General features: G+C 74.2%; 27 protein-coding genes. 10 read left to right on the top strand and 17 right to left on the bottom strand.

Translation table 11 applies throughout. The annotated features are described in order from the left end of the window. The first annotated feature begins 37 nt into the window (after positions 1-37). The 4 genes from CK485_RS13985 to CK485_RS14000 are packed head-to-tail and all read left to right on the top strand — an operon-like array spanning position 38 to position 3,873. Entirely contained in the window at positions 38-1,090 is a 1,053-nt protein-coding gene (locus CK485_RS13985; protein WP_109450410.1) for a zinc ABC transporter substrate-binding protein, read from the top strand. Between the two features lie 32 nt (positions 1,091-1,122). Beyond that, positions 1,123-2,076, top strand: a complete 954-nt coding sequence (locus tag CK485_RS13990; protein ID WP_109450412.1) for an ATP-binding cassette domain-containing protein — start codon at positions 1,123-1,125, stop codon at positions 2,074-2,076. After that, on the top strand, positions 2,063-3,013 hold the full coding sequence (locus CK485_RS13995) for a metal ABC transporter permease (protein ID WP_109450414.1): 951 nt from the start codon (positions 2,063-2,065) through the stop codon (positions 3,011-3,013). Before CK485_RS13990 ends, CK485_RS13995 begins: the two co-directional genes overlap by 14 nt. Beyond that, positions 3,010-3,873 (top strand): metal ABC transporter permease, encoded by an 864-nt coding sequence (locus tag CK485_RS14000; protein ID WP_109450416.1) that lies wholly within the window; start codon positions 3,010-3,012, stop codon positions 3,871-3,873. Before CK485_RS13995 ends, CK485_RS14000 begins: the two co-directional genes overlap by 4 nt. A 72-nt stretch (positions 3,874-3,945) precedes the next feature. On the opposite strand, the gene CK485_RS14005 is transcribed toward CK485_RS14000, so the two are convergent. The 5 genes from CK485_RS14005 to rpmG form a co-directional block, all read right to left on the bottom strand. After that, entirely contained in the window at positions 3,946-4,212 is a 267-nt protein-coding gene (locus CK485_RS14005) for a transcriptional regulator (protein ID WP_109452975.1), read from the bottom strand. Between the two features lie 71 nt (positions 4,213-4,283). Then, positions 4,284-4,910: a hypothetical protein gene (locus CK485_RS14010; RefSeq protein WP_146214541.1), complete on the bottom strand. Its 627-nt coding sequence runs from the start codon at positions 4,908-4,910 to the stop codon at positions 4,284-4,286. Positions 4,911-5,033: 123 nt separating this feature from the next. After that, a complete protein-coding gene (gene rpsR / locus CK485_RS14015; protein ID WP_109452977.1) occupies positions 5,034-5,273 on the bottom strand; it encodes a 30S ribosomal protein S18 in 240 nt (79 codons plus the stop codon). A 69-nt stretch (positions 5,274-5,342) separates the two neighbouring features. Beyond that, positions 5,343-6,494, bottom strand: coding sequence for a GTP-binding protein (locus tag CK485_RS14020; RefSeq protein ID WP_109450419.1), 1,152 nt, complete (start codon positions 6,492-6,494; stop codon positions 5,343-5,345). Beyond that, positions 6,491-6,655: a 50S ribosomal protein L33 gene (rpmG, locus tag CK485_RS14025; RefSeq protein ID WP_109450421.1), complete on the bottom strand. Its 165-nt coding sequence runs from the start codon at positions 6,653-6,655 to the stop codon at positions 6,491-6,493. The genes CK485_RS14020 and rpmG overlap by 4 nt, the downstream gene beginning before the upstream one ends. Before the next feature lie 199 nt (positions 6,656-6,854). Between rpmG and CK485_RS14030 the strand changes: the two genes are divergently transcribed. Further along, complete coding sequence (locus CK485_RS14030; RefSeq protein WP_109450423.1) at positions 6,855-7,868, top strand: small ribosomal subunit Rsm22 family protein; 1,014 nt, start codon at positions 6,855-6,857, stop codon at positions 7,866-7,868. On the opposite strand, the gene CK485_RS14035 is transcribed toward CK485_RS14030, so the two are convergent. After that, positions 7,851-9,398, bottom strand: coding sequence for an NAD(P)/FAD-dependent oxidoreductase (locus CK485_RS14035; RefSeq protein WP_109450424.1), 1,548 nt, complete (start codon positions 9,396-9,398; stop codon positions 7,851-7,853). The genes CK485_RS14030 and CK485_RS14035 overlap by 18 nt on opposite strands. Before the next feature lie 124 nt (positions 9,399-9,522). Next, complete coding sequence (gene ddaH / locus CK485_RS14040) at positions 9,523-10,338, bottom strand: dimethylargininase (RefSeq protein WP_109450427.1); 816 nt, start codon at positions 10,336-10,338, stop codon at positions 9,523-9,525. 324 nt (positions 10,339-10,662) lie between these two features. Here ddaH and CK485_RS14045 point away from each other — a divergent pair, with 324 nt between their 5' ends. Continuing rightward, complete coding sequence (locus CK485_RS14045) at positions 10,663-11,382, top strand: bifunctional DNA primase/polymerase (RefSeq protein WP_109450429.1); 720 nt, start codon at positions 10,663-10,665, stop codon at positions 11,380-11,382. Positions 11,383-11,448: 66 nt separating this feature from the next. Here the strand turns inward: CK485_RS14045 and CK485_RS14050 are convergent, their stop codons facing one another. Beyond that, complete coding sequence (locus tag CK485_RS14050; RefSeq protein WP_241968344.1) at positions 11,449-12,585, bottom strand: hypothetical protein; 1,137 nt, start codon at positions 12,583-12,585, stop codon at positions 11,449-11,451. A 98-nt stretch (positions 12,586-12,683) separates the two neighbouring features. Continuing rightward, complete coding sequence (gene map / locus CK485_RS14055; protein ID WP_109450431.1) at positions 12,684-13,541, bottom strand: type I methionyl aminopeptidase; 858 nt, start codon at positions 13,539-13,541, stop codon at positions 12,684-12,686. 94 nt (positions 13,542-13,635) lie between these two features. On the opposite strand from map, the gene CK485_RS14060 reads away from it, so the two are divergent. Then, positions 13,636-13,830 carry a hypothetical protein gene (locus tag CK485_RS14060; RefSeq protein ID WP_109450433.1) on the top strand — a complete coding sequence of 65 codons (195 nt, stop codon included), beginning with the start codon at positions 13,636-13,638 and terminating at the stop codon, positions 13,828-13,830. On the opposite strand, the gene CK485_RS28770 is transcribed toward CK485_RS14060, so the two are convergent. Further along, positions 13,827-13,994, bottom strand: a complete 168-nt coding sequence (locus CK485_RS28770) for a hypothetical protein (RefSeq protein ID WP_158288212.1) — start codon at positions 13,992-13,994, stop codon at positions 13,827-13,829. The genes CK485_RS14060 and CK485_RS28770 overlap by 4 nt on opposite strands. A 125-nt stretch (positions 13,995-14,119) precedes the next feature. Between CK485_RS28770 and npdG the strand changes: the two genes are divergently transcribed. Together npdG and CK485_RS14070 are read left to right on the top strand one after the other, a co-directional pair. Next, on the top strand, positions 14,120-14,851 hold the full coding sequence (npdG, locus tag CK485_RS14065; protein WP_109450435.1) for an NADPH-dependent F420 reductase: 732 nt from the start codon (positions 14,120-14,122) through the stop codon (positions 14,849-14,851). An 87-nt stretch (positions 14,852-14,938) separates the two neighbouring features. Further along, positions 14,939-15,121: a hypothetical protein gene (locus CK485_RS14070; RefSeq protein ID WP_109450437.1), complete on the top strand. Its 183-nt coding sequence runs from the start codon at positions 14,939-14,941 to the stop codon at positions 15,119-15,121. Between the two features lie 51 nt (positions 15,122-15,172). Here CK485_RS14070 and CK485_RS14075 read toward each other — a convergent pair whose 3' ends face one another. After that, positions 15,173-15,979 (bottom strand): site-2 protease family protein, encoded by an 807-nt coding sequence (locus tag CK485_RS14075; protein ID WP_109450438.1) that lies wholly within the window; start codon positions 15,977-15,979, stop codon positions 15,173-15,175. A gap of 84 nt (positions 15,980-16,063) precedes the next feature. On the opposite strand from CK485_RS14075, the gene CK485_RS14080 reads away from it, so the two are divergent. Then, on the top strand, positions 16,064-19,498 hold the full coding sequence (locus CK485_RS14080) for a BTAD domain-containing putative transcriptional regulator (protein ID WP_109450440.1): 3,435 nt from the start codon (positions 16,064-16,066) through the stop codon (positions 19,496-19,498). A 25-nt stretch (positions 19,499-19,523) separates the two neighbouring features. Here the strand turns inward: CK485_RS14080 and CK485_RS14085 are convergent, their stop codons facing one another. From CK485_RS14085 to panB, 6 genes are all read right to left on the bottom strand, one after another. Next, positions 19,524-20,351: an ABC transporter permease gene (locus CK485_RS14085; protein WP_109450442.1), complete on the bottom strand. Its 828-nt coding sequence runs from the start codon at positions 20,349-20,351 to the stop codon at positions 19,524-19,526. After that, on the bottom strand, positions 20,348-21,379 hold the full coding sequence (locus CK485_RS14090; RefSeq protein WP_109450444.1) for an ATP-binding cassette domain-containing protein: 1,032 nt from the start codon (positions 21,377-21,379) through the stop codon (positions 20,348-20,350). The genes CK485_RS14085 and CK485_RS14090 overlap by 4 nt, the downstream gene beginning before the upstream one ends. 121 nt (positions 21,380-21,500) lie before the next feature. Further along, on the bottom strand, positions 21,501-22,187 hold the full coding sequence (locus tag CK485_RS14095) for a zf-HC2 domain-containing protein (protein WP_241968345.1): 687 nt from the start codon (positions 22,185-22,187) through the stop codon (positions 21,501-21,503). After that, positions 22,184-22,735, bottom strand: coding sequence for a sigma-70 family RNA polymerase sigma factor (locus tag CK485_RS14100; protein WP_275124620.1), 552 nt, complete (start codon positions 22,733-22,735; stop codon positions 22,184-22,186). Before CK485_RS14100 ends, CK485_RS14095 begins: the two co-directional genes overlap by 4 nt. A 49-nt stretch (positions 22,736-22,784) precedes the next feature. Continuing rightward, positions 22,785-23,351 (bottom strand): hypothetical protein, encoded by a 567-nt coding sequence (locus tag CK485_RS14105; RefSeq protein ID WP_109450448.1) that lies wholly within the window; start codon positions 23,349-23,351, stop codon positions 22,785-22,787. A gap of 129 nt (positions 23,352-23,480) precedes the next feature. After that, a complete protein-coding gene (gene panB, locus CK485_RS14110) occupies positions 23,481-24,347 on the bottom strand; it encodes a 3-methyl-2-oxobutanoate hydroxymethyltransferase (protein WP_109450450.1) in 867 nt (288 codons plus the stop codon). Between the last annotated feature and the right edge of the window lie 247 nt (positions 24,348-24,594).

Raw genomic sequence — 24,594 nt, forward strand, 5'->3', positions numbered from 1 at the left:
GTGGGGTCATACCGAACGATCGAGGAGTCCCGCGCCGATGAGTGCCGCCCGCCGTACCGACCGCCCCGCGATATCCCGCGCCGCCCGTGCCGCGCTCTCCCGTGCCGCCTCCCGCGCGACCACGACCCGCGCCGCGCGCCGCACGAGGCGGGTGGGCCTGGGCGCCGCCACGGTGGCCGCCCTGGCGGTGACCGCTACCGCCTGCGCCACCTCCTCCCCGAACGCCTCGACCGGATCGCCGTCCGGCTCCTCGGGGTCCTCCGGCTCAGGCAAGGTCGTCCAGGTCGTCGCCGCCGAGAACTTCTGGGGCAGCATCGCCGCCCAGCTCGGCGGCAGCCACGCCAAGGTGACCAGCATCATCACCAACCCGGCCACCGACCCGCACGACTACGAGCCCACCGCCGCCGACGCCCGCACCGTCGCCGGGGCGCAGTTCGCCATCGTCAACGGCATCGGCTACGACGCCTGGTCCGACAAGCTGCTGTCCGCCAACCCGGCCGGCGACCGCACCGAGCTGAAGGTCGGCGACCTGGTCGGCATCAAGCCCGGCGGCAACCCGCACCGCTGGTACTCGCCCGCGGACGTCCACCAGGTCATCGAGCGGATCACCGCCGACTACAAGAAGATCGACCCGGCCGACGCCGCCTACTTCGACGCCCGCAAGACCGCGTTCGAGGACACCGCCCTGGCCCCGTACAACCAGCTCATCGCCCAGATCAAGGCCAAGTACGCGGGCACCCCGATCGGCGCGTCCGAGTCCATCGTGACCCCGCTCGCCGAGGGCCTCGGCCTGAAGATGCTCACGCCCGAGTCGTTCCTCGACGCCATCAGCGAGGGCTCCGACCCGACCGCGCACGACAAGGCGGAGATCGACCAGCAGATCAAGACCAAGCAGATCAAGATCTACGTCTACAACAGCCAGAACTCCACCCCCGACGTCCAGGCCCAGGTCAATGAGGCCAAGGCGGCGGGCATCCCGGTGACCACGGTGACCGAGACGCTCACCCCGGCGGGCGCCTCGTTCCAGGACTGGCAGGTGCGGCAGCTGGGGGGCATCGAGCAGGCGCTCGCCAAGGCGACCGGCAAGTGACCGCGACCGGCACGACAGCAGGCGGTGACCGGATGAACATCCCCCTCCCCACCCAGCAACGGCGCCGGGCCGCGTCCGGCGACGCCCCCGTGCTCGAACTGCGCGGCGCGGCCGTACGCGTCGGCGGCCGCACCCTGTGGTCCGGCGTCGACCTCGCCATCGGCCCCGGCGAGTTCACGGCCGTCCTCGGACCCAACGGCGTCGGCAAGTCCACCCTGCTCAAGGCCGTACTGGGCCTCCAGCAGCTGGCGTCCGGCGAGATCCGGGTGCTCGGCGCCCCGCCCGGGCAGGCCGGACGCGCCGTCGGCTACCTGCCGCAGCGCCGCAGCTTCGATGCGTCGCTGCGCATCCGGGGCCGCGACATCGTCGGCCTCGGCCTCGACGGCGACCGCTGGGGCGTCCCGCTGCCGGTGCCCGCCCGCTTCAGCGCCCGGCGCCGCGCGGCCCGGCGCCGGGTCGCCGAGGTCATCGAACTCGTCGGCGCCTGCGCCTACGCGGACCGGCCCATCGGCCAGTGCTCCGGCGGCGAGCAGCAGCGGCTGCTGATCGCCCAGGCCCTGTGCCGCAGGCCCGACGTCCTGCTGCTGGACGAACCCCTCGACAGCCTCGACCTGCCCAACCAGGCAGCCGTCGCCCGGCTGATCGGGCGGATCTGCCGCGAGGAGCGCGTCTCGGTGGTGATGGTCGCCCACGACGTCAACCCGATCCTGTCCTACCTCGACCGCGTGGTGTACCTGGCCGAGGGCGGCGCCGCCACCGGCACCCCCCACGAGGTCATCACCTCCGCGACGCTGACGAAGCTGTACGGCACGCCTGTCGAGGTACTGCGCACCTCCGACGGCCGCCTGGTCGTCGTCGGCGGCCCGGAGGCCCCCGCGCTCCACACCGACCGCCACGAGGACGACCGGCACGCCGGGGCCGGGCGCGCGGACGACCCGCTCGCCGGCGGCGGCTCGCCCGAGGGGAGCGCGCATGCCGCTCGCTGACGCCGCCACCGCGCCCTGGTCGTGGAACCCGCTGACCGACATCCAGCTGATGTGGTCCTACCCCTTCATGGTCAACGCCTTCCGCGCCGGCGCGGTCATCGCCGTACTGGCGGCCGCGGTGGGCTGGTTCGTGGTGCTGCGCCGGCAGACCTTCGCCGCGCACACCCTCGCCGTGGTCGGCTTCCCCGGCGCCTCCGGCGCCGTGCTCCTCGGGATCGCCGCGGGCTACGGCTACTTCGCGTTCTGCCTCGCGGCGGCCGTCGTCATCGCGCTGATCCCCGGCGCCGGGCAGGGACGGGGCGAGGAGTCCGCGCTGACCGGCACCGTCCAGGCGTTCCTGCTGGCCTGCGGCTTCCTGTTCGTCGCCCTCTACAAGGGCTTCCTCGGCGGGGTGAACGCGCTGCTGTTCGGCTCCTTCCTCGGCATCAGCGACAGCCAGGTGGTGCTGCTCGCCGTGGTCGCGGCCGTCGTGCTCGCCGCGCTCGCCGCGGTCGGCCGGCCGCTGCTGTTCGCCTCCGTCGACACCTCGGTGGCCGCCGCACGCGGCGTCCCGGTGCGGGCGCTGTCCACGCTCTTCCTCGTCCTGCTCGGGGCGGCGACCGCGGAGGCCAGTCAGATCACCGGCTCGCTGCTGGTCTTCGCGCTGCTGGTGATGCCCGCCGCGACCGCCCAACTCCTCAGCGCCCGGCCGGTGGTGAGTCTGCCGCTGGGCATGCTGATCGGTGTCGCGGTCAGCTGGCTGGGCCTGACCGCGGCCTACTTCTCGCCCTATCCGGTGGGCTTCTACGTCACCACCTTCGCCTTCGGCGCCTACGTCCTCGCCCGCCTGTGGCGCTCCGCGCTCACCGCCAGGTCCGCGCGGCCGGCGGGCGGCGAGCCGCGTCCGCGCCCGGCGGAGAAACGTCCCGCCGCCCCCGCCGGGAGGGCCGCCGCATGAGCTGGAGCAGCGTGGGCCTCGCAGCCCTCGACCACCCCTTCTTCCTGCACGCGGTCCTCGCGGGTGGCGCGATCGCGGTGGCCGCCGGACTGACCGGGTACTTCCTGGTGTTGCGCGCCCAGATCTTCACCGGCGACGCGCTCAGCCACACCGCCTTCACCGGCGCGCTGGCGGCGCTGGCCCTCGGCTGGGACCTGCGGATCGGGTTGTTCGCCGCCACCATCGGGGTCGCGCTGCTGCTGGGCGTGCTGGGCCGCCGCAGCCGTGCCGACGACGTGACGATCGGCAGCGCCTTCTCCTGGATCCTCGGCCTCGGCGTCTTCTTCCTCACCCTCTACACGACGACCCGTTCCACCGCCAACGGCAACGCGGGCGTCAGTGTGCTGTTCGGCTCCATCTTCGGTCTGTCGGCGTCGGCGGCCTGGACCGCCGTCCTGATCGCGGCGGCGGTGTGCGTCGCGGTGCTCGCGCTGGCCAGGCCGCTGCTGTTCGCCTCGCTGGACGAGGCGGTGGCGGCGGCGCGCGGGCTGCCGGTGCGCCTGCTGGGGCTGGCGTTCCTCGCCCTGGTCGGGGCGTGCGCGGCGGAGGCCACGCAGGCGGTCGGCTCCCTGCTGCTGCTCGGCCTGCTCGCGGCACCGGCCGGGGCGGCGCAGCGGCTCACCGACTCCCCTTACCGCGCGCTGGCGTTGTCGGCCGTGCTGGCGCTCGGCGAGATGTGGGCGGGGCTGGCGCTCGGGTACGCGGTGCCCAGCGTGCCGCCCAGCTTCGGCATCATGGCTGCGGCCACGGTGGTCTACGGGCTCACCTTCCTGCCCAGGCCGTCCGCCCGACGCGGGCCCGCCCTGCGGGCGCCGGCCTGACCTCGGGTACGCGCCGCAGGCGCCCGGGGGCGAGCCCCGGCCGTCGCGGCGGTGGCGGCCGGGGACCCCGGCTCAGTCCGGTGCCCGCGTCCCCGCCTCGCGGGCGGCGTCCACGATGGCCTGGAGCGCCGCCAGATGCCGGGTGAGCGCGGCGCGCCCGTCGCGGGTCAGCGACAGCCAGGTGCGCGGCCGGCGTCCCACGTACCCCTTGCGCACCTTCACGTAGCCCGCCTCCTCCAGCGCGGAGGCGATCCGGCTCACGCTGGCGTCGGAGACCTGGAGGTAGTCGCGCACGGCGGCGAACTCCGCCTCCAGGCAGCCCGCCAGGAACGCCATCATCGTCAGCCGGGTGGGGTGGTGGATGACCTCGTCCAGCGCGGGGGGCGTCGGCTCGTCGGGTATGTGCGCGGTCACGCGGCCAGCTTCGCACGGGCCTCGGCGGCGAGGCGGTTGTGCCGTGCGCAGCGCCGCCACAGGCCGGCGCCGCTGAGTATCGCGCCGGTGAGCACCGCCGCGTCCCAGCCGCTCGCCAGGTAGACCAGGGCGGCGGCGGGCAGCGCCAGTATCGGGGTGAACTCCGTCACCATCCGCTGCCGCGTCGTCCCGGGTGGCAGCGTCACGACGCTCGTGCGCCGGGCCCGCAGCACGCAGAGGGCGGGGAAGACCGCCAGCAGCGCGAGCCCCAGCAATGTGCTCGGCTCGGTACCCAGCAGCCGGTGCGGCCAGGACCCGAAGAACAGGGCCACGCCCGCGACTTCACAGGCGCCCGCCACGGGGCCGCACCAACGCGGCCACGGCGTGAAGAGGTTGGAGGTGGCGCGGGCGCGGTCCGCCGCGCGCAGGGCGGCCTCCGCGTCGTCGGCGGCGGCCATCCGGCCGCTCGGGTCGCTGGGGCCGCTCGGCTCGTTCCGGTGGCTCGGGCTGTCGTTCCGGTCGTTCCCGCCGCTCGGACTGTCGCTCCGGTGGCTCGGGCTTTCGTTGCGGTCGCCGGACACAGCGTTCTCGCCGCCGGACACGGTGTTGTCTTCGTCTGACATGACGGTCTCCATGCCTGAGGGGTGCGGCCGCCCCCGCGGTGGCCGCACCCCCCATCATGGCATCTACTTTCGCGACCCGAAAGTCCTTTCGCCTGGAGAACTCCTTCGGGTGATGGCGGTCAACTACCGTCCGCTGTACGGGATCAGCGCCATCTCCCGCGCGTTCTTGATGGCGCGCGCGAGTTGCCGCTGCTGCTGGGCGGTCACCCGGGTCACCCGCCGACTGCGGATCTTGCCCCGGTCGGAGATGAACTTCCGCAGCAGATCGGTGTCCTTGTAGTCGACGTACGTGATGCCCGCGGCGTCCAGCGGGTTGGGCCGCTTGCGGTGCGGGTCGGTGCCCCTGGTGGGACGGCGTGCCATCGCGGTGGTCCTTTCGGTGGTGGCCGGCGCCGGGCCGGTCATGGGGGAGCGGCGGGGGGAGAGGGGGCCTCAGGAGACCGGGTCGAGCAGGCCGTCGAAGGCGTGCGGCAGGCGCGCCCAGGCGTCCGGCCCCGCGCGGTACTCGGCGTCCGTGAGCAGGCAGGAGTCCAGCAGCACGCGCAGGCCGTCGTCGTCGAGGCCGGGCGAGGTGAACGTCAGGTGCTGCCCGCGGTCGCCGTGCCGGGGGTGCCAGTCGAGGGCGGCGGCGACCCGGCGTTCCGCGGGGACCATCTCCCAGGCGGCGTCCGGCAGCGCGGCGAGCCAGGGGCCGGAGGGCTCCACGCACAGCGCGCCGCCCGCCGCGTCCCACGACAGCAGTGTGTCCGGGCGGTCGGCCAGCCAGAACCGGCCGCGACTGCGGGCCGCCGCGCACGCCAGGTCCTCCAGCGCCGCGTACAGCCGTTGCGGGTGGAACGGCCGGTCGCGGCGCCAGACCATCGTGCGGATCCCGTGCGCGTCGGCCTCCTGCGGCAGCAGCGCGCTGGCCGGATGCATGCGCGCGGTGGCGGCCCGCAGGTCGAACCCGGCGGCGAGCGCGGGACCCAGCGGATCCCGGTCCAGCACCAACGTCCGTGCGGTCGGGTGGAGTTGAGTCAGCAGTTCGCGGTCGGCGTCGTCGCCGGGGCCGCCCAGGAGCAGCAGTGTCGGGTACTCCAGCTGCCGGGCGAAGGTGTCGGCGACGGTGCGCCGGTCGGTCGGCGCGGCGGCCAGGCCGACCTCGTCGAGGTCGTCGCCGGTGGCGAGGTACGGCACGACGAGCGCGGGATCGACCGCGGTCGCCACGGCCGCCAGTCGCAGCGGCGCGCCCGCGGCGGCGATCACCGCCGCCATCGCCTGCGGCTCGACGGAGTCCCACAGTTCGACCACGGCCAGCCGGTGGCCGCCCCCCTCCGCGAGGCGCAGCAGTTCGGGGACGAGGTCCTCGCGCAGCGCGCAGCAGGCGCAGTCGTTGACCAGGGGCGCCTCGCCGACGCCCAGGAGGCCGGACGCGTCGCGCACGGTCCTGCGGACGGAGCCCTCGGTCGCGGCGGACAGGTCGTGGTGCAGGACGACCGCGCCGGCGACTGTGCGAAGGACCGCCTCCACGGCCTCCCGGCGGGTGTCCGCGTGCAGGCCGCCGATGATCGCGACGTCCAGCCTCCCGGCGTCCGCCGCGGTCATCGCTCCTCCCGGAAGTCGACGTGGCGGCGGACGACCGGGTCGTACTTGCGCAGCGTGAGCCGGTCGGGGTCGTTGCGGCGGTTCTTGCGCGTCACGTAGGTGTACCCGGTCCCCGCCGTGGACCGGAGCTTGACGATCGGACGCAGTTCGTTGCGGGCCATGAGCCGCAGTCTATACGGAAGTGGTTTTCGTTTTCATCTGGCGACGGAAGTCGGGCAATTACTTGCCGGAGACAAGGGGTGACAAGCGATTCCCGGAGACATCCCCTGGCAAGCCTCCGGTAGACGCCCCCGCTCCCGCCCGGCCGAGCGCAGGCGCAGGCCACCCGGAGCAGTGCCCCGCACCGCATAGGGTGAAGAGGTGAACGCCCCCGCCCCCGCTCTCGACGCCGAACTGCGTGACGCGCTGCGTGCCCGGCTCGACGACCTCACCCCCCGCCAGGCGACCCAGGCCGTCGAGCGCCTGATCGCCAACTACCGGGGGCGGACGCCCACCGACGCGCCGGTCCTGCGCGACGCGGCCGACGTCGCCGCCTACGCCGCGTACCGCATGCCCGCCACCTTCGAGGCGGTACGGGCCGCGCTCGACGCGTTCCGCGCGCGGGCCGGTGACTGGACGCCGGCCCGCCACGTCGACGTGGGCGGCGGGACGGGTGCCGCGACCTGGGCCGTCGCCGACGCGTGGCCCGGCAGCGCGCACGAGACGACCGTCGTGGACTGGGCGCAGCCCGCGCTCGACCTCGGCCGCACGCTCGCCCGCGACGCCTCGCACCCCGCCCTGCGCACCGCCACATGGCGCCGCGAACCCATCGGCCCCGCGCTCGCCCTCCCGGACGCCGACCTGGTGACCGTCAGCTACGTGCTGGGTGAGCTGACCGACCGCGACCGGGCGTCGGTCGTCGCCGAGGCGGCCCGCGCCGGACGGGCGGTGGTCGTCGTGGAGCCCGGCACCCCGCCCGGCTACGCCCGGGTCATCGAGGCGAGGGCGCGGCTGATCGAAGCGGGGTTCACGGTGCTCGCGCCGTGCCCGCACGACGCCGCCTGCCCGATCGAGGAGGGCGCCGACTGGTGCCACTTCGCGGCCCGGGTGAGCCGTTCCTCGTTGCACCGGCAGGTCAAGGGCGGCTCGCTGCCGTACGAGGACGAGAAGTTCAGCTACGTCGCCGCCGTGCGGGAGGGCGAGCCGGGGGCGGCGCGGGCCCGGGTCGTACGGCATCCGCAGACGCGCAAGGGGCAGGTGCTGCTCGACCTGTGCACCCGCGACGAGGGGCTGCGGCGGGTGACCGTCTCCAAGCGGCAGGGCGAGGTGTACCGCGCCGCGCGGGACGCCGAGTGGGGCGACGTGTGGCCGCCGAGGTCAGCGTCCGAGGACTGACATCGCCGCGTTGTGGCCGGGGACGCCGCTGACCCCGCCGCCGCGCACCGCGCCCGCGCCGCACAGCAGCACGTTGGGATGGGCGGTCTCCACGCCCCAGCGGCCCGTCGCCTCGTCCGCGTACGGCCAGGACAGGTCGCGGTGGAAGATGTGGCCGCCGGGCAGCCCGATCTCGCGTTCCAGGTCGAGCGGGGACTTCGCCTCCAGGCAGGGCCGCCCGTCCGCGTCGCGCGCGAGGCAGTCCTCCAGAGGTTCGGCGAGCACCGCGTCCAGGCGGGCGAGCGTGGACTTCAGCAAGGCCTCCCGCGCCCCCTCGGGGTCGTCGGCGAACAGGCGGGCGGGCGCGTGCAGGCCGAAGAGGGTGAGGGTGTGGCAGCCGGCTTCAGCCAGCCCGGGGGAGAGGATCGACGGGTCGGTCAGGGAGTGGCAGTAGATCTCCGAGGGCGGCGCGGCGGGCAGCGCGCCGGACGCGGCCTGCGCGTAGGCCGTCGCCAGCTCCTCGTAGGACTCGCCGACGTGGAAGGTGCCGGCGAACGCCTCCCGTGGGTCGACCCCGGCGTCCCGCAGCCGGGGCAGACGGCGCAGCAGCATGTTGACCTTCAGCTGGGCGCCCTCGGGCGCACCGGCCGCGTCCGGTGCGCCCAGCAGCCCCGCGAGGGTGCGGGGTGCGGCGTTGACCAGGACGTGGCCGGCCTCCACCGACTCCGCCGAAGCGTCACCGCGGTGGGTCACCCGCGCCCGTACGCCGTCCGTCTCGATGCCGGTGACCTCGCGGCCGGTGCGGATCTCGGCGCCCGCCGTGCGCGCCGCGGCCGCGAGCGCGTCGGTGAAGGCGCCCATCCCGCCCACGGGGACGTCCCAGTCACCGGTGCCGCCCCCGATGACGTGGTAGAGGAAGCAGCGGTTCTGGCGCAGCGAAGGATCGTGCGCGTGGCTGAACGTGCCGATCAGCGCGTCCGTCAGCACCACCCCGCGCACCAGGTCGTGGCCGAAGGCCGCCTCGACCGCCTCGCCGAGCGGGCGCTCGAACAGCGCCTCCCAGGCGGCCGGTTCGCCGATCCGTGCCGCCAACTCGCTTCGCGTGGGCAGTGGTTCGGTCAGCGTGGGGAAGACGGCGCGGGCCACCCGGCCGGTCATCGCGTAGAACCGCTGCCACGCCTCGAACTCCCGGTCGGAGCCGGTGAGCCGGGCGAAGCCCTCCCGGGCGCGGGCCGGGTCGGCGGTGTCGACCAGCAGGCCGGGCCCTGACCTCGCCGGGGTGTAGGAGGAGATCCGGCGGCGGCGCACCGCGAAGCGCAGCCCCAGGTCGTCCACGATCTTCCGGGGCAGCAGGCTGACCAGGTACGAGTAGCGCGAGAGACGGGCGTCGACGCCGGTGAACGCACGGGTGGAGACCGCCGCGCCGCCGGTGACCGGGAGCCGTTCGAGGACCAGCACGGAGCGGCCCGCGCGGGCCAGGTAGGCGGCGGCGACCAGTCCGTTGTGGCCGCCTCCGACCACCACGACGTCGTACCGGGTGCGCTCGGGCATGGGGCTCCCTCCACCGTGGCCGTCCGATCCTGGGACGCTATCCGGCCGCGGCGCGCCGCGCACCCTAAACGTGCGACGAGGGCGGGGCGGCCGGATCGCGGTCGCCCCGGCCCCGCCGGCCGCGTCAGTCGCGCAGCTCCAGCGTGCAGCACTTCACGCTGCCACCGGCCTTGTGCAGTTCCGACAGGTCGACGCCGACCGGCTCGAAACCGCGCCTGCGCAACGGCTCGAACAGGCCCGAGGCGCCGGCCGGCAGGACCACGTGGCGGCCGTCGCTGACCGCGTTGAGGCCGAGCGCCGCCGCGTCCTGCTCGGTGGCCAGCAGCGCGTCGGGGAAGAGCCGGGCGAGCACGTCCTGGCTGCCGGGGGAGAAGGCCTGCGGGTAGTACATGACCTCGTCCCCGTCGAGCACGGCGAGCGCGGTGTCCAGGTGGTAGTAGCGGGGGTTGACCAGTTCCAGGCCGATCACCGGGCGGCCGAAGAACTCCTGGGCCTCGGCACGCGCCGACGGGCTGCTGCGGAAGCCCGCCCCCGCCAGCACCCAGGAGGCGGTGGGGGTGAAGTCGCCCTCGCCCTCGTTGATGTGCTCCGGCTCGTGGACCCGGCGGTAGCCGTGCTCGCGGAACCACGCCAGGTGGGCGGGCGCCTCGCCGCGCCGCTCGGCATTGGCGAACCTGGCACCGAAGACCCGGCCGTCCACCACGGTGGCGCCGTTGGCCGCGAAGACCATGTCCGGCAGGCCGGGCACCGGCTCCAGCACTTCGACGGTGTGGCCGAGCGCGCGGTAGCGATCGCGCAGGTCCTCCCACTGCAACAGCGCCAGCGCGCTGTCGACGGGCTTGTCCGGGTCCATCCAGGGGTTGATGGAGTAGGTGACCCGGAAGTGGGCCGGGGGACACATCAGATAGCGCCGGGGGGTGGCGACGCGTTGTGTGGGCAATGAAGGCTCCTCACCGTTGAGGCTCCGTGCACGCGGTTGCGTCCGTGTACGCATGGTCCACCCCGCGCGGCCGGTGGCGCACGCTCCTTTCGAGTGGTTCGCCGAACCGTGACCCGGTGGCCGGGCGCACCCGCCCCGGGCGTTGCCGCAGGTCCCACGAGACCACTCGAACGAGCGACCGACGACGTTTCGGCCAAGCTGGGCCGACCGGCCGGTTGGACGCCACCCCGCGTTCACACTTCGGACGCGCGAGGAGCAGGATGGAGGGTGGGCCCGGGTCGTGACCACCCCGGGAGCGGTGAGCGCGCTGATGAGAGGGGCTCCATGGAACGCAGGAGCAGGCTGGCGGAGTGGCTGCGGCGGCGCCCGGGTGCCCCGGGGGGTACGGCCCGGGGGAGCGCGGCCGCGGCCGACCGGGAGGCCCTCCTGCTGGGCGCGGCGGCCGCGTCCTTCCCCGTCGCGCCGGCCGCCCACCCGTCCGGCTTCGGGTGCTCCTGCGACCGGGTGGGCTGTCCCACGCCGGGCATGCACCCGGTGTCGTTCGCCTGGCAGACCGAAGCGACCACCGACGCCGCCAAGATCACCCGCTGGCTGCTGGCCGATCCGCTCGCCAACTTCGTCACCGCCACCGGCGCCGGCCACGACGTGCTCGACGTGCCCGCGCAAGCCGGCCGGATCGCCCTCGCCCGGCTGGAGGCCGAGGGCACCGGCACCGGACCGGTCGCCATGTACGGCGACGACCGGATGCTGTTCTTCACCGCCTCGCGCGGCACCCCGGACGACGAGGACGAGTGGTGGCCGTGCGAGCTGGACTGCCATCCCGAGACGCTCGACGAACACCCGGGGCTGCGCTGGCACTGCCGGGGCAGTTACGTGCTGCTGCCCCCGTCCCGGCTGCCGGACGGCTCGGCGGTCACCTGGCTGCGGCCGGCCGACCGGCCGCTGCCCGACCCGCTGCCGCTGCTCGCGGTGCTGACCGACGCCTGCGGGCAGGTCCCCGAGGCGCCGGAGCCTGAGGCCGCGGGCGGCTGGCCGAGCCGCTGAGCTCGCCCGTACCCGTACGGGCCCGTCCCCCGAATCCGCCGTTCGTGCCCACTTCCCGGGGCGGTGTCACTGGCCGGTGGCGGAGACCAGGCCGGCGATGCGGTCGACGAAGGCCACCTTGCCGCCGCTCGTGGTGGCCGACGGCACCGTCACCACCTGCTCCGAGACGTAGGTCAGCGTCACCGACCTGCTCGGGGTGCCGGTCAGCAGGGCGTTGACGGTGGGGTCCTGCACGCGCACCGGCCCCTTGGCCACCGTCTGCTTCATGATGTGCTGGGTGGTGAAGAACACCAGCGCGCCGCCGTCCGACAGCCGCAGCGCCACCGGGGGGTAGCGCACCGGGTCGGCGCCCGAGTCGGCGAACTGCGTGACGACCTGCGGGGTCGGCGCGTACTGGGTGCGGCGCTGCGTGCGCAGGGCCGTGGTGTCCGGCCCGGCCGCGAAGTCCGGGGACCCGGCGTCGCCCCGCTGGAGGTAGGCAGCGTAGGCGGGGCCCAGGCCACCCGGCTGGACCAGCAGGCCGGAACCGGTCACCGGCACCGGCTCGGCGTACCCCTTCGCGTCGGTGGCGAACCGCGGCTCCGCGCCCGGCGCGACGACCAGCAGGTACGACGCCCTCCACTGCTCGGCCACGCTGTCACGGGTGAAGACCAGCAGCCAGCGGTCCTTGTCGCGGTTGTCGGCGGTGTCGACCACGAACCACTTGGGCCAGCCGCGCTGCCGGGGTATGACGAACCGCGAGTCGGTGAGCACCAGCGGCTTGTAGCCCGGGTTCCCGGCGGGGGAGCCGACGTGCCGGGCCTTGATCCCCGCGCCGTCGATGGCGCCCAGCGCGCCGGTCTCGGCCTGCGTGTTCACCGACGGGTCCAGCCGGGTGTTGGCCTCGTTGGTCAGCCGCACGAAGCGCTCCAGCGCCTCGGCCGCGTCGGCCCGCTGGACCGAGGGGACCAGGGCGCGTTCGCCGTGCACCGTCACGCAGCCCGTCGCGCCGACGGCCAGCAGACCGGTCGCGGCCAGCCACACCGCCGCGCGCCGCGCCCTCGACGCGCGGCCGACGCCGCAGACGCAGGCACCGCCATGGACGCCATCGGTGGCGCTGCCGGAACCGCTACGGGGCCCGGGGCGGGCCGGACGCGCGGCGGGCGACGGCTCGGCCAACGCCCTTACGGGCGACGGCGGTTGCGCTGCGGACGGCGCCTTCATCGGGGGCGGGCTCCTTCGAAGTGGCGGAAACGCGCACACATTACCGGGCCCGCCCGTGTGTTCGTCCCCGATCGCGGCCCGCCGTCCCGGCAGCCGGCTCAGGGCAGCGTCAGCACCTCCGCGCCGGTGTCGGTCACCACGAGCGTGTGCTCGAACTGGGCCGTGCGCTTGCGGTCCTTGGTGACCACCGTCCAGCCGTCCTCCCACACGTCGTACTCGTGCGTGCCGAGGGTGAGCATCGGCTCGATGGTGAACGTCATGCCCGCCTTGATCTCGGTCGTGGCGTGCGGGCTGTCGTAGTGCGGCACGATCAGGCCGGAGTGGAACGAGGTGTTGATGCCGTGGCCGGTGAAGTCCCGCACCACGCCGTAGCCGAAGCGCTTGGCGTACGACTCGATGACCCGGCCGATGACGTTGATCCGGCGGCCCGGCTTGACCGCCTTGATGGCGCGGGTCAGCGACTCGCGGGTGCGCTCGACCAGCAGCCGCGACTCCTCGTCCACCTCGCCGCACAGGTAGGTGGCGTTGGTGTCGCCGTGCACGCCGTTGATGTACGCGGTCACGTCCAGGTTGACGATGTCGCCGTCGCGCAGCTCGGTGGAGTCCGGGATGCCGTGGCAGATGACCTCGTTGAGCGAGGTGCAGATCGACTTGGGGAAGCCGCGGTAGCCCAGGTCGGAGGGGTAGGCCTGGTGGTCGCACATGTACTCGTGGGCGATGCGGTCCAGCTCGTCCGTGGTGGTGCCGGGCTTGACGGCCTTGGCCGCCTCCTCCATCGCCCGGGCGGCGATGCGGGAGGCGATCCGCATCTTCTCGATGGTCTCGGCGTCCTGCACCTCGGGGCCGGTGTACGGGGTCGGCGCGGGCTTGCCGACGTACTCGGGGCGCGGAATGGACGCGGGGACGCGGCGGGTCGGCGACAGCGTGCCGGGGACGAGGAGTGACTGGCCAGACATGTCAGCGAGTGTATCGGCGGCACACAGGGCACGATGGCGGACAGGGGAGGCCGCGGGCCGCGGCACGACGCGAGGGTGCGAAGGAGCGAGAACGATGGCGCTGTTCAAGGCGAAGAAGGAAGCCGCCAAGCCGGGCGAGTGGTACTACTGCCTCAAGCACCACACCGCCGAGGAGGGCATGGTCTGCGCGGGACGCAACCGCATGGGCCCCTACACCAGCCGCCGGGCGGCGGAGCACGCGATGGAGACCGCCGCCGAGCGCAACGAGGAGTGGGACGCGCGCGACTAGGCGCCCGCGACGGCCGGCGCCCCGCCGGCCGCCCGGGCCTCGCGCAGCCGCACCGCGTGCTCGCCGGACCGCGCGTCGTACGCCGTGAGCCGGGGCGGCGCCGCCTCCGGCAGGGCGACCGCCGCCGCGCACTCCAGGCCGCCGGACCACAGCGAGGTGCGCACCGACGTCCACGCCGCGACGGCGCCCGGGTCGGTCGGAGGCCACAGGAGGCCACGCTGTGTGCGGTGTGATCGGTTCCGCAACGCAATTGAGCGATCACCGGGCGGGGGGCTGGCAGGATCGCCGTATGACTACTGATGCGAATCCCCCGGCCGACGCGAACCCCCCGGCCGCGGCGAAGGCTCCGGCCAAGGATCCCTGGGACCTGCCGGACGTGTCCGGGCTGGTCGTCGGCGTCCTCGGCGGCACCGGTGACCAGGGCCGCGGTCTGGCCTACCGGCTCGCGCGGGCCGGGCAGCGGGTCATCGTCGGCTCCCGCGACGCGGGCCGCGCCGCCACGGCCGCCGAGGAGATCGGCCACGGCGTGCGGGGCCTGGAGAACGCCGCGTGCGCGCGGGAGAGCGACGTGGTGATCGTCGCGGTGCCGTGGGAGGGCCACGCCAAGACGCTCCAGGCGCTGCGCGAGGAACTGGCGGGCAAGCTGGTGGTGGACTGCGTCAACCCGCTGGGCTTCGACAAGAAGGGCGCGTACGCCCTGGTGCCGGAGGAGGGCAGCGCCGCCGAGCAGGCCGCGGCCCTGCTCCCGGACTCCCGGGTCGCCGCCGCGTTCCACCACCTGTCGGCGGTGCTGCTCCAGGACCCGGCCGTCGAGCGCATCGAGACCGACGTGATGGTGCTGGGCGAAAGCCGCGCGGACACCGACGTGGTGCAGGCGCTGGCCGGGCTGATCCCGGGCATGCGCGGCGTCTTCGCCGGGCGGCTGCGCAACGCGCACCAGGTGGAGTCGCTGGTGGCCAACCTGATCTCCGTCAACCGCCGCTACAAGGCGCACGCGGGGCTGCGGCTCACCGACGTGTGAGCCGGGGCGGGGCGTGCGGCACGTCGCGCGGGGCGTGGGGGACAATGGGCGGTGCCGCAAGCCGTACCACCCAGGAGCCGAGGACCCATGCCCCGCATCGCCCTGTTCGCCGTCGTCGTGTGCGCGCTCGCCCTGGCCGCCGCCGGGGTCTCCTTCGCGCAGGGCAGCTTCCTGGGCGTCGTGTGGATCCTGCTGGCGGGCGTCTCCAGCAACATGGCCTGGTTCTACGTGCGCCGGGCCCGGTCCGAGCGCCGCACGACGGCGGGCTGAGAACGACGGCGGGCCCAGGCCCGGGCGCACCGGGGGCGGCGGGGCCGCGCGTCAGCCGAGGCCCTGGCCGCTGCCCGCGCCCCATTGCTTCCAGAAGCGGAACGTCTCGTAGCCGGTCGCGGTGTACCAGTCCTGCACCCCGAAGGCGCGCATCACGGCGTCGATGAACTCCCAGAAGTAGGTGTTGACCTCCGGGATCCACAGGCAGCCGAAGACCGCGATCAGCCCGAACGGCGCGAAAGGCTCGACCTGGCGGCGCACCTTGTACGACAGCCACGGCTCGACCACCCCGTAGCCGTCCAGGCCCGGCACCGGCAGGAAGTTCAGGATCGCCGCGGTCACCTGGAGTTCCGCGAGGAACGCCACCGCGCTCATGAACGGCGCCGGACCCCACGCCTGCCCGCCGATCGCGAACGGCAGCATCAGGACCAGCGCCCAGACCGCGTTGACCAGCGGCCCCGCCGCCGAGATCAGGCTGTGCCGCCAGCGGCCCCGGATGCGGCCGCGCTCGATGAAGACCGCGCCGCCGGGCAGGCCGATGCCGCCCAGGATGACGAAGACCACCGGAAGCACGATGCTCAGCGCGGTGTGGGTGTACTTCAGGGGGTTGAGCGTCAGGTAGCCCTTGCCGCCCACCGAGATGTCGCCGCCGTGCAGCGCCGTGCGCGCGTGCGCGTACTCGTGCAGGCACAGGGAGACGATCCAGCCGGAGACGACGAAGAGGAAGACCGCGAAGCCCGGGTTGTTCGCCAGGCCCTGCCAGACGGCCCAGCCGGAGACCACCATGATGGCGACCAGGCCCAGGAAGACGGGGCTGATGCGGCGGTCCCGGCCACGTGCGGAAACGGTCGTCGTCATGCGCCGGACGTTAGCACCGGCCCGGCGCGGGCCGCTGCCGGGCGCCGGGCCGTGTCCCGCCGCGACGTCCACCAGAATGGACCCGTGCGCTACAGCATCCTGGGGTCCACGCGGGCCCACCGGCCGGACGGCACCGCCGTACCCCTCGGCGGGGCGCGGCTGCGCGCCCTGCTCGCCGCGCTCGCGCTGCGGCCCGGCCGGGCACTGCCCGCCCCGGCGCTCATCGACGACGTGTGGGACGGCGACCCGCCCGCGGAGGCGGCCGGCGCCCTCCAGGCGCTGGTGGCCCGGCTGCGCAGGGCCCTCGGGCACGCGGCGGTGGACTCCGTGGACGGCGGCTACCGGCTGTGCGCCACCGCCGACGACGTGGACCTGCACCGCTTCGAGCGGCTGGTGGCGGACGGCGCACGGGCGCTGGGCGAGGGCGATCCGGCCAAGGCCGCCGGGCTCCTCACCGAAGCGCTCGCGCTGTGGGGCGGCGCGCCGCTCGCCGACCTGCCCGGCCGGGTCGCGTACGCCACGCGCTACGAGGCGCTGCACGAGGACGCGGTACGACTGCGACTCACCGCGGAACTCGGTCTCGGCCAGGCGGAGCGCGTCCTGCCGGAGCTGTCCGCGCTCGCCGCCGCCCAGCCGCTCAACGAACCGGTGCAGACGCTGCACATCCGCGCGCTGCGGGACGCCGGGCGCGGCGCCGACGCGCTCCAGGCGTACGAGCGGGTACGCGCAGCCATCGCCGACCGGCTGGGCGCCGACCCCGGCCCCGAACTGCGGGCGCTGCACGCCGAGTTGCTGACCCCCGCGCCCACGCCCCCCGCGCCTGCCGCCCCCGCCCCCACCGCCGCCCCGGCTCCCACCGCCGCGCCTGCCGCCGGGGCGCTCAGCGCGGCCACCGAAGCCCCGCGGCAGGCGGCGGCTCCGGGCGGGCGCGGGACGCTGAAGGCGGTGCTGACCAGTTTCGTCGGGCGGGACGCCGACCTGGAGGGGGTGCGCGACGACCTGGCCGCCGCCCGGCTGGTCACCCTCCTCGGGCCCGGCGGCTCCGGCAAGACCCGGCTGTCGCTGGAGGCCGGACGGCGCTACGGGACGCAGTGGCGGGACGGGGTGTGGCTGGTGGAGCTGGCCCCGCTGGCCGACCCGCGCGGCGTGCCGGAGGCGGTGCTGACCGCGCTGGGGCTGCGGGAGATCGCGCTGCACGGCTCCGCGGACAAGACGCTCGCCGAGGCGCGGGCACAGGACCCGGCGCGGGTGCTGGCGGAGTACTGCGCGCGCCGTGAGCTGCTGCTCGTACTGGACAACTGCGAGCACGTCGTCGACGCGTGCGCCGGGCTCACCGAGCGGCTGCTGACCGAGTGCCCGGGCCTGAGCGTGCTGGCGACCAGCCGCGAACCGCTTGGCGTGCCGGGCGAGTTGACGCGGCCGGTGGACCCGCTGCCGGAGCCGACCGCGCTGCGGCTGCTGGCCGACCGGGGGGCCGCGGCCCGGCCCGGGTTCGACCCCGCCGAGGACCCGAAGGCGTGCGCCGAGATCTGCCGGCGGCTGGACGGCCTGCCGCTCGCCATCGAGCTGGCGGCGGCCCGGCTGCGCAGCCTGACGCCACGCCAGATAGCCGGACGGCTGGACGACCGCTTCCGCCTGCTGACCGGCGGCAGCCGCACCGTCCTGCCCCGCCAGCAGACGCTGCGCGCGGTCGTCGACTGGAGCTGGGAGCTGCTGGATCCGGTCGAACGCGCGCTGCTGCGCAGGCTGTCGGTCTTCTCCGGCGGCTGCGAGCTGACCGCCGCCGAGGAAGTGTGCGCGGGCGACGGCGTCGAGGCCCGCGACGTCGCGGGCCTGCTGGGCTCGCTGGTCGACAAGTCGCTGGTGATCGCGGACTTCGGGGTGAGGACCGCCCGCTACCGGATGCTGGAGACCATCGGCCAGTACGCGGCGGAACGGCTCACCGAGTCCGGCGAACGCGCCGCGGTCGAGGCCCGGCACGTCGACTGCTTCCGGGAGTTCGCCCGCCGCGCCGACCCGATGCTGCGCGGGCCGGAACAGCTGGAGTGGCTGGAGAAGCTGGAGCGCGACCACGACAACGTGCGCTCCGCGCTGCGCCGCGCGGTCGACTCGGGCGCCGAGCAGGAGGCGCTGCACCTGGTGCTGTCGTGCCTGTGGTTCTGGACGATGCGCAACTACCGCACCGAGCTGAGCGAGTGGCCGCGTGCGGTGGCGGCGCTCGGCCCCGACCCGTTCGCCGAACCGGCCGCCCCCGTCGTGCCGCTGGAGCGCACCCCCGTCGAGGTGCCGCTGCCGTTGCCGCCCGCGCAGCTGGACGAGGCGCGGCGCTGGGTGCGCATGGTGCCGCTCAGCGTGCCCGACGAGGACCTCGACCTGCTCGGCGGCGACCTGGACGCCCTCGGCCGCGCGATCCGGGACGCCTACCCGCCGCACCTGCCGCAGGCCAGCCTCCGCCAGGCGCTGGCCGTGCCGTTCACCGCGTTCGTCACCCACGACTTCCACGCGATGGAGGGCATGGTGGACGCCCTGGTCGAAAGCTGCCGGGCGCACGGCAGGGTCTGGGAGCTGGCGTACGCGCTGCAACTGCGGGCGAGGGTGGACAACGAGGTGCCCGGCGACCGCAGGGCGATGGACGACGTGCGCGAGGCCCGGGAGCTGTTCGCCCGGGTGGGCGACCGGTGGGGCATGGCCGAGACACTGTCCGCGGAGGCCGAGGCGACAGCGGCGCGCGGTGACTGGCGGCGCACCGCCGACTGCTGCCGGGAGGCGATCGCGCTGGCCACCGAACTCGGCGCCCACCAGCAGGTCCCCGAGCTGACGGTGCGGCTCGGGGAGGCGATGGTCAACGGCGGTGACCCGGCCGAGGGGGAGCGGCTGCTGCGCGAGGGCATCGCGGAGGGACTGCGGCAGGGCCCGGGAGCCCACGGCGCCACCTACCACGGCCGGATGACGCTCGCCGGACTGCTGGGGCTGCGCGGCGAGGCCGACGCGGCGATGCGGCTGGTGGACGAGATGCTGGGCGAAGGCAGGCCCGCCGTACGGGAGTTGATGGGCGGCATGCTGCTGTGCCTCAAGGGCTGGCTGACCGCGGTCGCGGGCGATCCGGCGCGGGGCCTTCAGCAGGTGGGCGAGGGCGTCGAGACGGTGTCCTCGCACGACTACGCGGAGGTCGTCCTGCCGCGCCTGGCCGGCATGGTCACCGCGATGGGGTCCTCGGTGCTGGGCCGCCTCGTGGCGGAAGGGCCCGCCGCGCACACCGGCGGGAGCGCGGCCGGGGCCGCCCCCGCAGCGGACGCGCCCGGTCCCGCCCGGGCCGGTGCGGTGCTGCTGGGCTCGGCCCGCGCGCTGCGGCCGATAGTCGCTCCGCTGGTGGACCGCGAGGAGCTGGCCGCCACCACCCGGCGGCTGCGCGACGCGCTGGGCGACGAGGCGTACGAGGCCGCGTACGCCGAGGGCGACGGACTCTCCCCCCGGGAGGCCGTCGCCCTGCTGCGCTCGGTGGTGGCGGGCCAGGCCTGACCGGCCTGCGCGAACCACCCGTCCGCTAGGCGGACTTGTTGCGGAACTTCGCCACCGCCAGCGGCGCGGTCACCACGGTGATGCCCACCGTCCAGGCCAGCGTGATCCACACAGAGTGCGCCACCGCGCCGCCGTTGATCAGCGCGCGGGAGGCGTCCGCGAGGTTGGAGAGCGGATTGGCCTTGGTGAAAGCCTCCAGCCAGCCCGGCATGGTGGAGGTCGGGGCGAAGATGGAGCTTCCGAACTGAAGTGGCATCAGCACCAGCATCCCGATCCCCTGGACGGCCTGCGCCGTCTTCATGGTCAGACCCAGCAGGATGAAGATCCACATCAACGAGGCGCCGAAGACCAGCGCGAGCAGCACGGCGGCCAGCAGGTGCAGCACCGAGGTGTGAATGGTCAGGCCGAGAGTGAAGCCCATGCCCAGCAGGATCGAGGTGGCCAGCAGCATGCGGCCGATCTCCACGACGATCTTGGCGATGAGGACCGAGGACCGGGCTATCGGCATGGTCCTGAAGCGGTCCATCACCCCCTTCTTGAAGTCGTCGTTGATGCCGCTGCCGACCGCCTGGGCGATGTTCATGCCCATCATCGCCATCAGGCCGGGGACCACGTAGTTGACGTACTCGTGCTGGTTGCCCTTGCCGGAGATCGCGCCACCGAAGACGTACACGAACAGCAGGGTGAAGATGACCGGCATCAGCAGGGCGTCGAACATCGACTCCGGGTCCTGCTTGATCTGCAACGCGTTGCGCCGCACCAGGGCGCCGATGTGCCGCAGGTTGGCCCGCAGGCCGATGCGGCCTTCCGCCGGGCGCGCGGTCGCCGTCGCGCTGATCGTGGCCGCACTCATGCCGCCACCTCCTCAAGGGTCTCGTCGGACACGGAGTCGTCGTTGCCGGCCGGGGCCGAGGCCTTCTGGCCGGTGATGGCCAGGAACACCTCGTCCAGGCTGGGCAGATGGGTGCTGATGCCGGCGATGCGGAACGACCGCTCGCCCAGCAGGCCGACGATCGCGGTCAGCTGCTCGTCGCTGACGATCGCCACGTTGACCAGGCCCTCGGTCTCGTCGACCACCACGCCGCCGACCCCGTCCAGGCCGGAGCGGGACAGCGTCTGCGCCATCGCGCGCAGGTCGGCCCGGTCCGCCGGACGGATCTGCAGGGTGCGTCCGCCGACCTTCGCCTTCAGCTCCTCGACCCGGCCCTCCGCGATGACCCGGCCGCGGTCGAAGACGGTCAGCTCGTCGGCGAGCTGCTCGGCCTCCTCCATGTACTGGGTGGTGAGCAGCACCGTCGCGCCGTCGGCGACCATGCGCTGCACCTCCTCCCAGACCTCGTTGCGGGTGCGCGGGTCCAGGCCGGTGGTCGGCTCGTCCAGGTAGAGCACCGCGGGCCGGCCGATCATGCTCGCGGCCAGGTCGAGGCGGCGGCGCATACCGCCCGAGTACTGCCCGGCGGGCCGCTTGGCCGCGTCGGTGAGCGAGAAGCGCTCCAGCATCTCGTCCGCGCGTACCTTGGCGTCCTTGCGGGACAGGTCGAGCAGCCGCCCGATCATGTAGAGGTTCTCGCGTCCGGAGAGCTTCTCGTCGACGGACGCGTACTGTCCGGTGAGCCCGATCACCCGGCGCAGCTGCCGCGGCTGGGCGAGGACGTCGTACCCGGCGACCCGGGCGCTGCCGGCGTCGGGACGGATCAGCGTGGACAGGACCCGTACGAGCGTGGTCTTGCCCGCACCGTTCGGCCCGAGCACTCCGAGCACCGTGCCCTGGCGCACGTCCAGGTCCACTCCGTCGAGGGCTTTCGTCGGGCCGTAGTGCTTGACCAGGCCCCGTACTTCCACGGCGTTCTCGCCGCCACTGGTCTGCTCGATGCGTGTCATGCCTCTACGGTGACCCACCCCGCCGACAGGTCGCCGACAGCCCGCTGACAGCGCCGCCCGGGCCCTGACAGCGCTCCGACGAGCCCCCGCCGAGGCGGTCGGGGCACGTCGGCGCCGCAGGTCAGGCGGGTACCGAGACCAGGCGCTGGCCCTGCGTGGTGACCACGTCGAAGCGGGCGATGTCCGAGGGCGACAGGGCCGTGGCCCCGGAGACGCTGATCGGCCTCGGTTTGCCGCCCGACGTGTAGCCGCCCGGCGGCACCGTCCAGTTGGCGACCGTCTCCTGCTGCCCGTTGGTGCCGACGACGACCAGGTGGCAGGTACGGGGGCCGCCGACGTCGGACAGCCGCATGTCGATCTGGGTGCCCCACTGGCGTGCGGTCAGCCCGATCGTGGCGGACACCCCGGTGCCGGCGTCCGTGGCGGTGTAGCTGTGGCCGAACGACTGGCTGGCGACGGGCGGGCTGCTGGTCGCCTCCATGCTGACCACGGCCGCGGTCGGACCCGCGACGATCAGCGCCGCGGCGGCCACCGCCATCAGCCTGCGCCGCCGCCGCTTCGTGCGGCGCTCGCCGGCCACCTCGGCGAGCAGCCGGTCCAGCAGGGCGCCGTCCGGAGGCCGGGGCGGGCCGTCCTGACCGATCTCGGCCAGGATCGGCACCAGGCCGCTCAGCTCCTCCAGCCGGGCGGAACACGTGCCGCACACCGCGAGGTGCTGTTCGAACCGGTCCATGTCGGACTCGTCCAGCACGCCCAGCACATAGGCGCCGACATCGACGTGCGGGTCGAACGGTTCGAAACCGGTCACGAGGTCACCCCTCTCTCCTCCAGTGCGATCCGCAGGCTGCGCAGCGCGTAGAAGACGCGCGAACGCACCGTGCCGGGCGGCACCCCCAGGTGGGCCGCCGCCTCGGTGGTGCTGCGGCCCTTGAAGTACGTCTCTATCAGTACCTGACGGTGCGACTCGGTGAGGTCGTCCATCGCGTCGGTGATGGTCATCATCCGCAGGGCGCGGTCGAGTTCGTCCTCGGCGGGCAGTTGCTCCAGCGCGGCCGGGCCGGTCTCGGGCGGGCGGGTCATCCGGCCGCGGTGGCCGTCGATCACCACCCGGCGGGCGACCGTCACCAGCCAGGGCCGCAGGGACCGGGCGGCCGGGTCCAGCCGGGAGGCGCTGCGCCAGGCACGCAGCAGCGTCTCCTGCACGACGTCCTCGGCCAGGTGGCGGTCACCTGCGACCAACCGCATCACATAGGCCAGCAGCGGGCCCGCGTGCTCGCGGTAGAGCGCCCGCATCAGTTCTTCCTCCGGTCCCTGCTCCGGAGGGTGACGTCGCTCCACACCCACATCCTCGCGCACGCCCGGCTCCTGTCCCACCCGTTCTCCGCTCTCCGTGGCCCCAGCGGGCTCAGTAGCCGTTGCCACCGGACCCGCTCGGGGTGCTCGGAGCGCCGGAGACCGCCTGCGCCCTGCCGCCGCTCGGGGTGGCGGCGAACCAGGTGCCCTGCACGCCCTGACCCTTGGTGTCGCCGGGTTTGGTGTCGGGGGCGTAGCGGTACAGCGGCCAGCCGTTCAGCGTGAGCTGCTTGCTGCCGTCGGGCCGGGTGACGCTGCCGACCAGCTTGGCGTCGACGCCCTTGAGATGGCCGGCGTCGGAGGCGGGCTCCGGGGGCCACACGGCGGCGCACTGGCCGGTGCAGTGGGACATGGGGGGTTTGTTCATGTCCTTGTCGAAGCGGTAGAGCGTCCAGCCCTGCCCGTTGACGACGATGGTGCCCAAGGACGCGTTGTGGGCGGTGGTCAGCGCGGCCTGTCCGGCGGGGGCGGCCGCCGAGCCCGCTCCGGAGGAGCTTCCCGAGCCGGACGAGCAGCCCGCGAGGACCAGCAGCGAGGCCGCCCCCGCCGAGGCCACCAGCACGGCGGTACGGCGCACCGGCCGCGGGTGGTCGGCGAAGCGCTTGCTGTGGGGGGACATGGTTGGCTCCTTCCGTATGTCCAGGGGCCTTCACCTGGTCATACGGAAGGAGCCGGGGGATTGCTCAACGCGCGCGGCGCCGGGTCTCGGGGAAGCCGCGCCCGGTCACCGCGAGGTCACCCCGCGAACTCAGTGGAAGCTGTGCTCCGCCGCCGGGTACACGCCGCCGACCACCTCGTCGGCGAACGACCGTGCCGCGCCGCCCAGCGCCTCGCGCAACCGCATGTACTGCTTGACGAACCGCGGCACCCGGCCGCCGGTCATGCCCGCCATGTCGGTCCACACCAGCACCTGCGCGTCGCACTCGGGGCCCGCGCCGATGCCGACGGTGGGGATGTGCAGGGCGGTGGTGACCTCGGCGGCCAGCTCGGCCGGCACGACCTCCAGCACGACCGCGAAGGCGCCCGCGTCCTGCACCGCCTTGGCGTCCCGGAGCAGCTGCTGGGCCGCCTCCTCGCCGCGCCCCTGCACCGGGTAGCCGCCGAAGGCGTTGACGGACTGCGGGGTCAGGCCGACGTGCGCCATGACCGGGATGCCGGACTGCACCAGCAGCTCGATCTGGTGGGCGGAGCGCTCGCCGCCCTCCAGCTTGACCGCGCCGACCCCGGAGTCCTTCATCAGCCGGGTCGCGTTGCGCAGGGCCTGGGTGGCGCCCTCCTGGTACGAGCCGAAGGGCAGGTCGGCGACGACCAGCGCGCGCTTGGTGCCCCGTACGACGGCCGCCGACAGGATGGCGATCTCGTCCATGGTGACCGGGACGGTGCTGTCGTAGCCGAGGTGGCAGTTGCCCATCGAGTCGCCGACCAGCAGCACCGGGATGCCCGCGTCGTCGAAGACGGAGGCGGTCATGGCGTCGTAGGCGGTGAGCATGGGCCACTTCTCGCCGCGCTGCTTGGCGGCGGCTATGTCGCGGACGGTGATACGGCGAGTGCTCGTGCCGCCGTACAGCGCCTTGCTGCTGTCGGAGGATTTCTGGGCAGCCTCGACGTGCGTCATGGCAACGGCTCCTGTTCGTGTCTCGAGGCGCCCTGACGGCGTCCCCGGATCGCCTTCCATGCTGGCACGGCGCGGCGGCCGCCGGAAGTCCACAGGGACGTAACGTCCATCTCGCGGTGGCCCGGCACGGCGCGGGTGGGCCCCTCGGCGCGGCCCCGCGGCGCGGGCGGGCCCCTCGGCGCGGTCCCCGATCAGGTGCGTCCGCCCGGCTGATGTGCGGGCTCCGCGACGGCAGTATGTGCATCCT

Source organism: Streptomyces sp. ICBB 8177 (assembly GCF_003144095.1).
GTDB lineage: Bacteria > Actinomycetota > Actinomycetes > Streptomycetales > Streptomycetaceae > Streptantibioticus_D.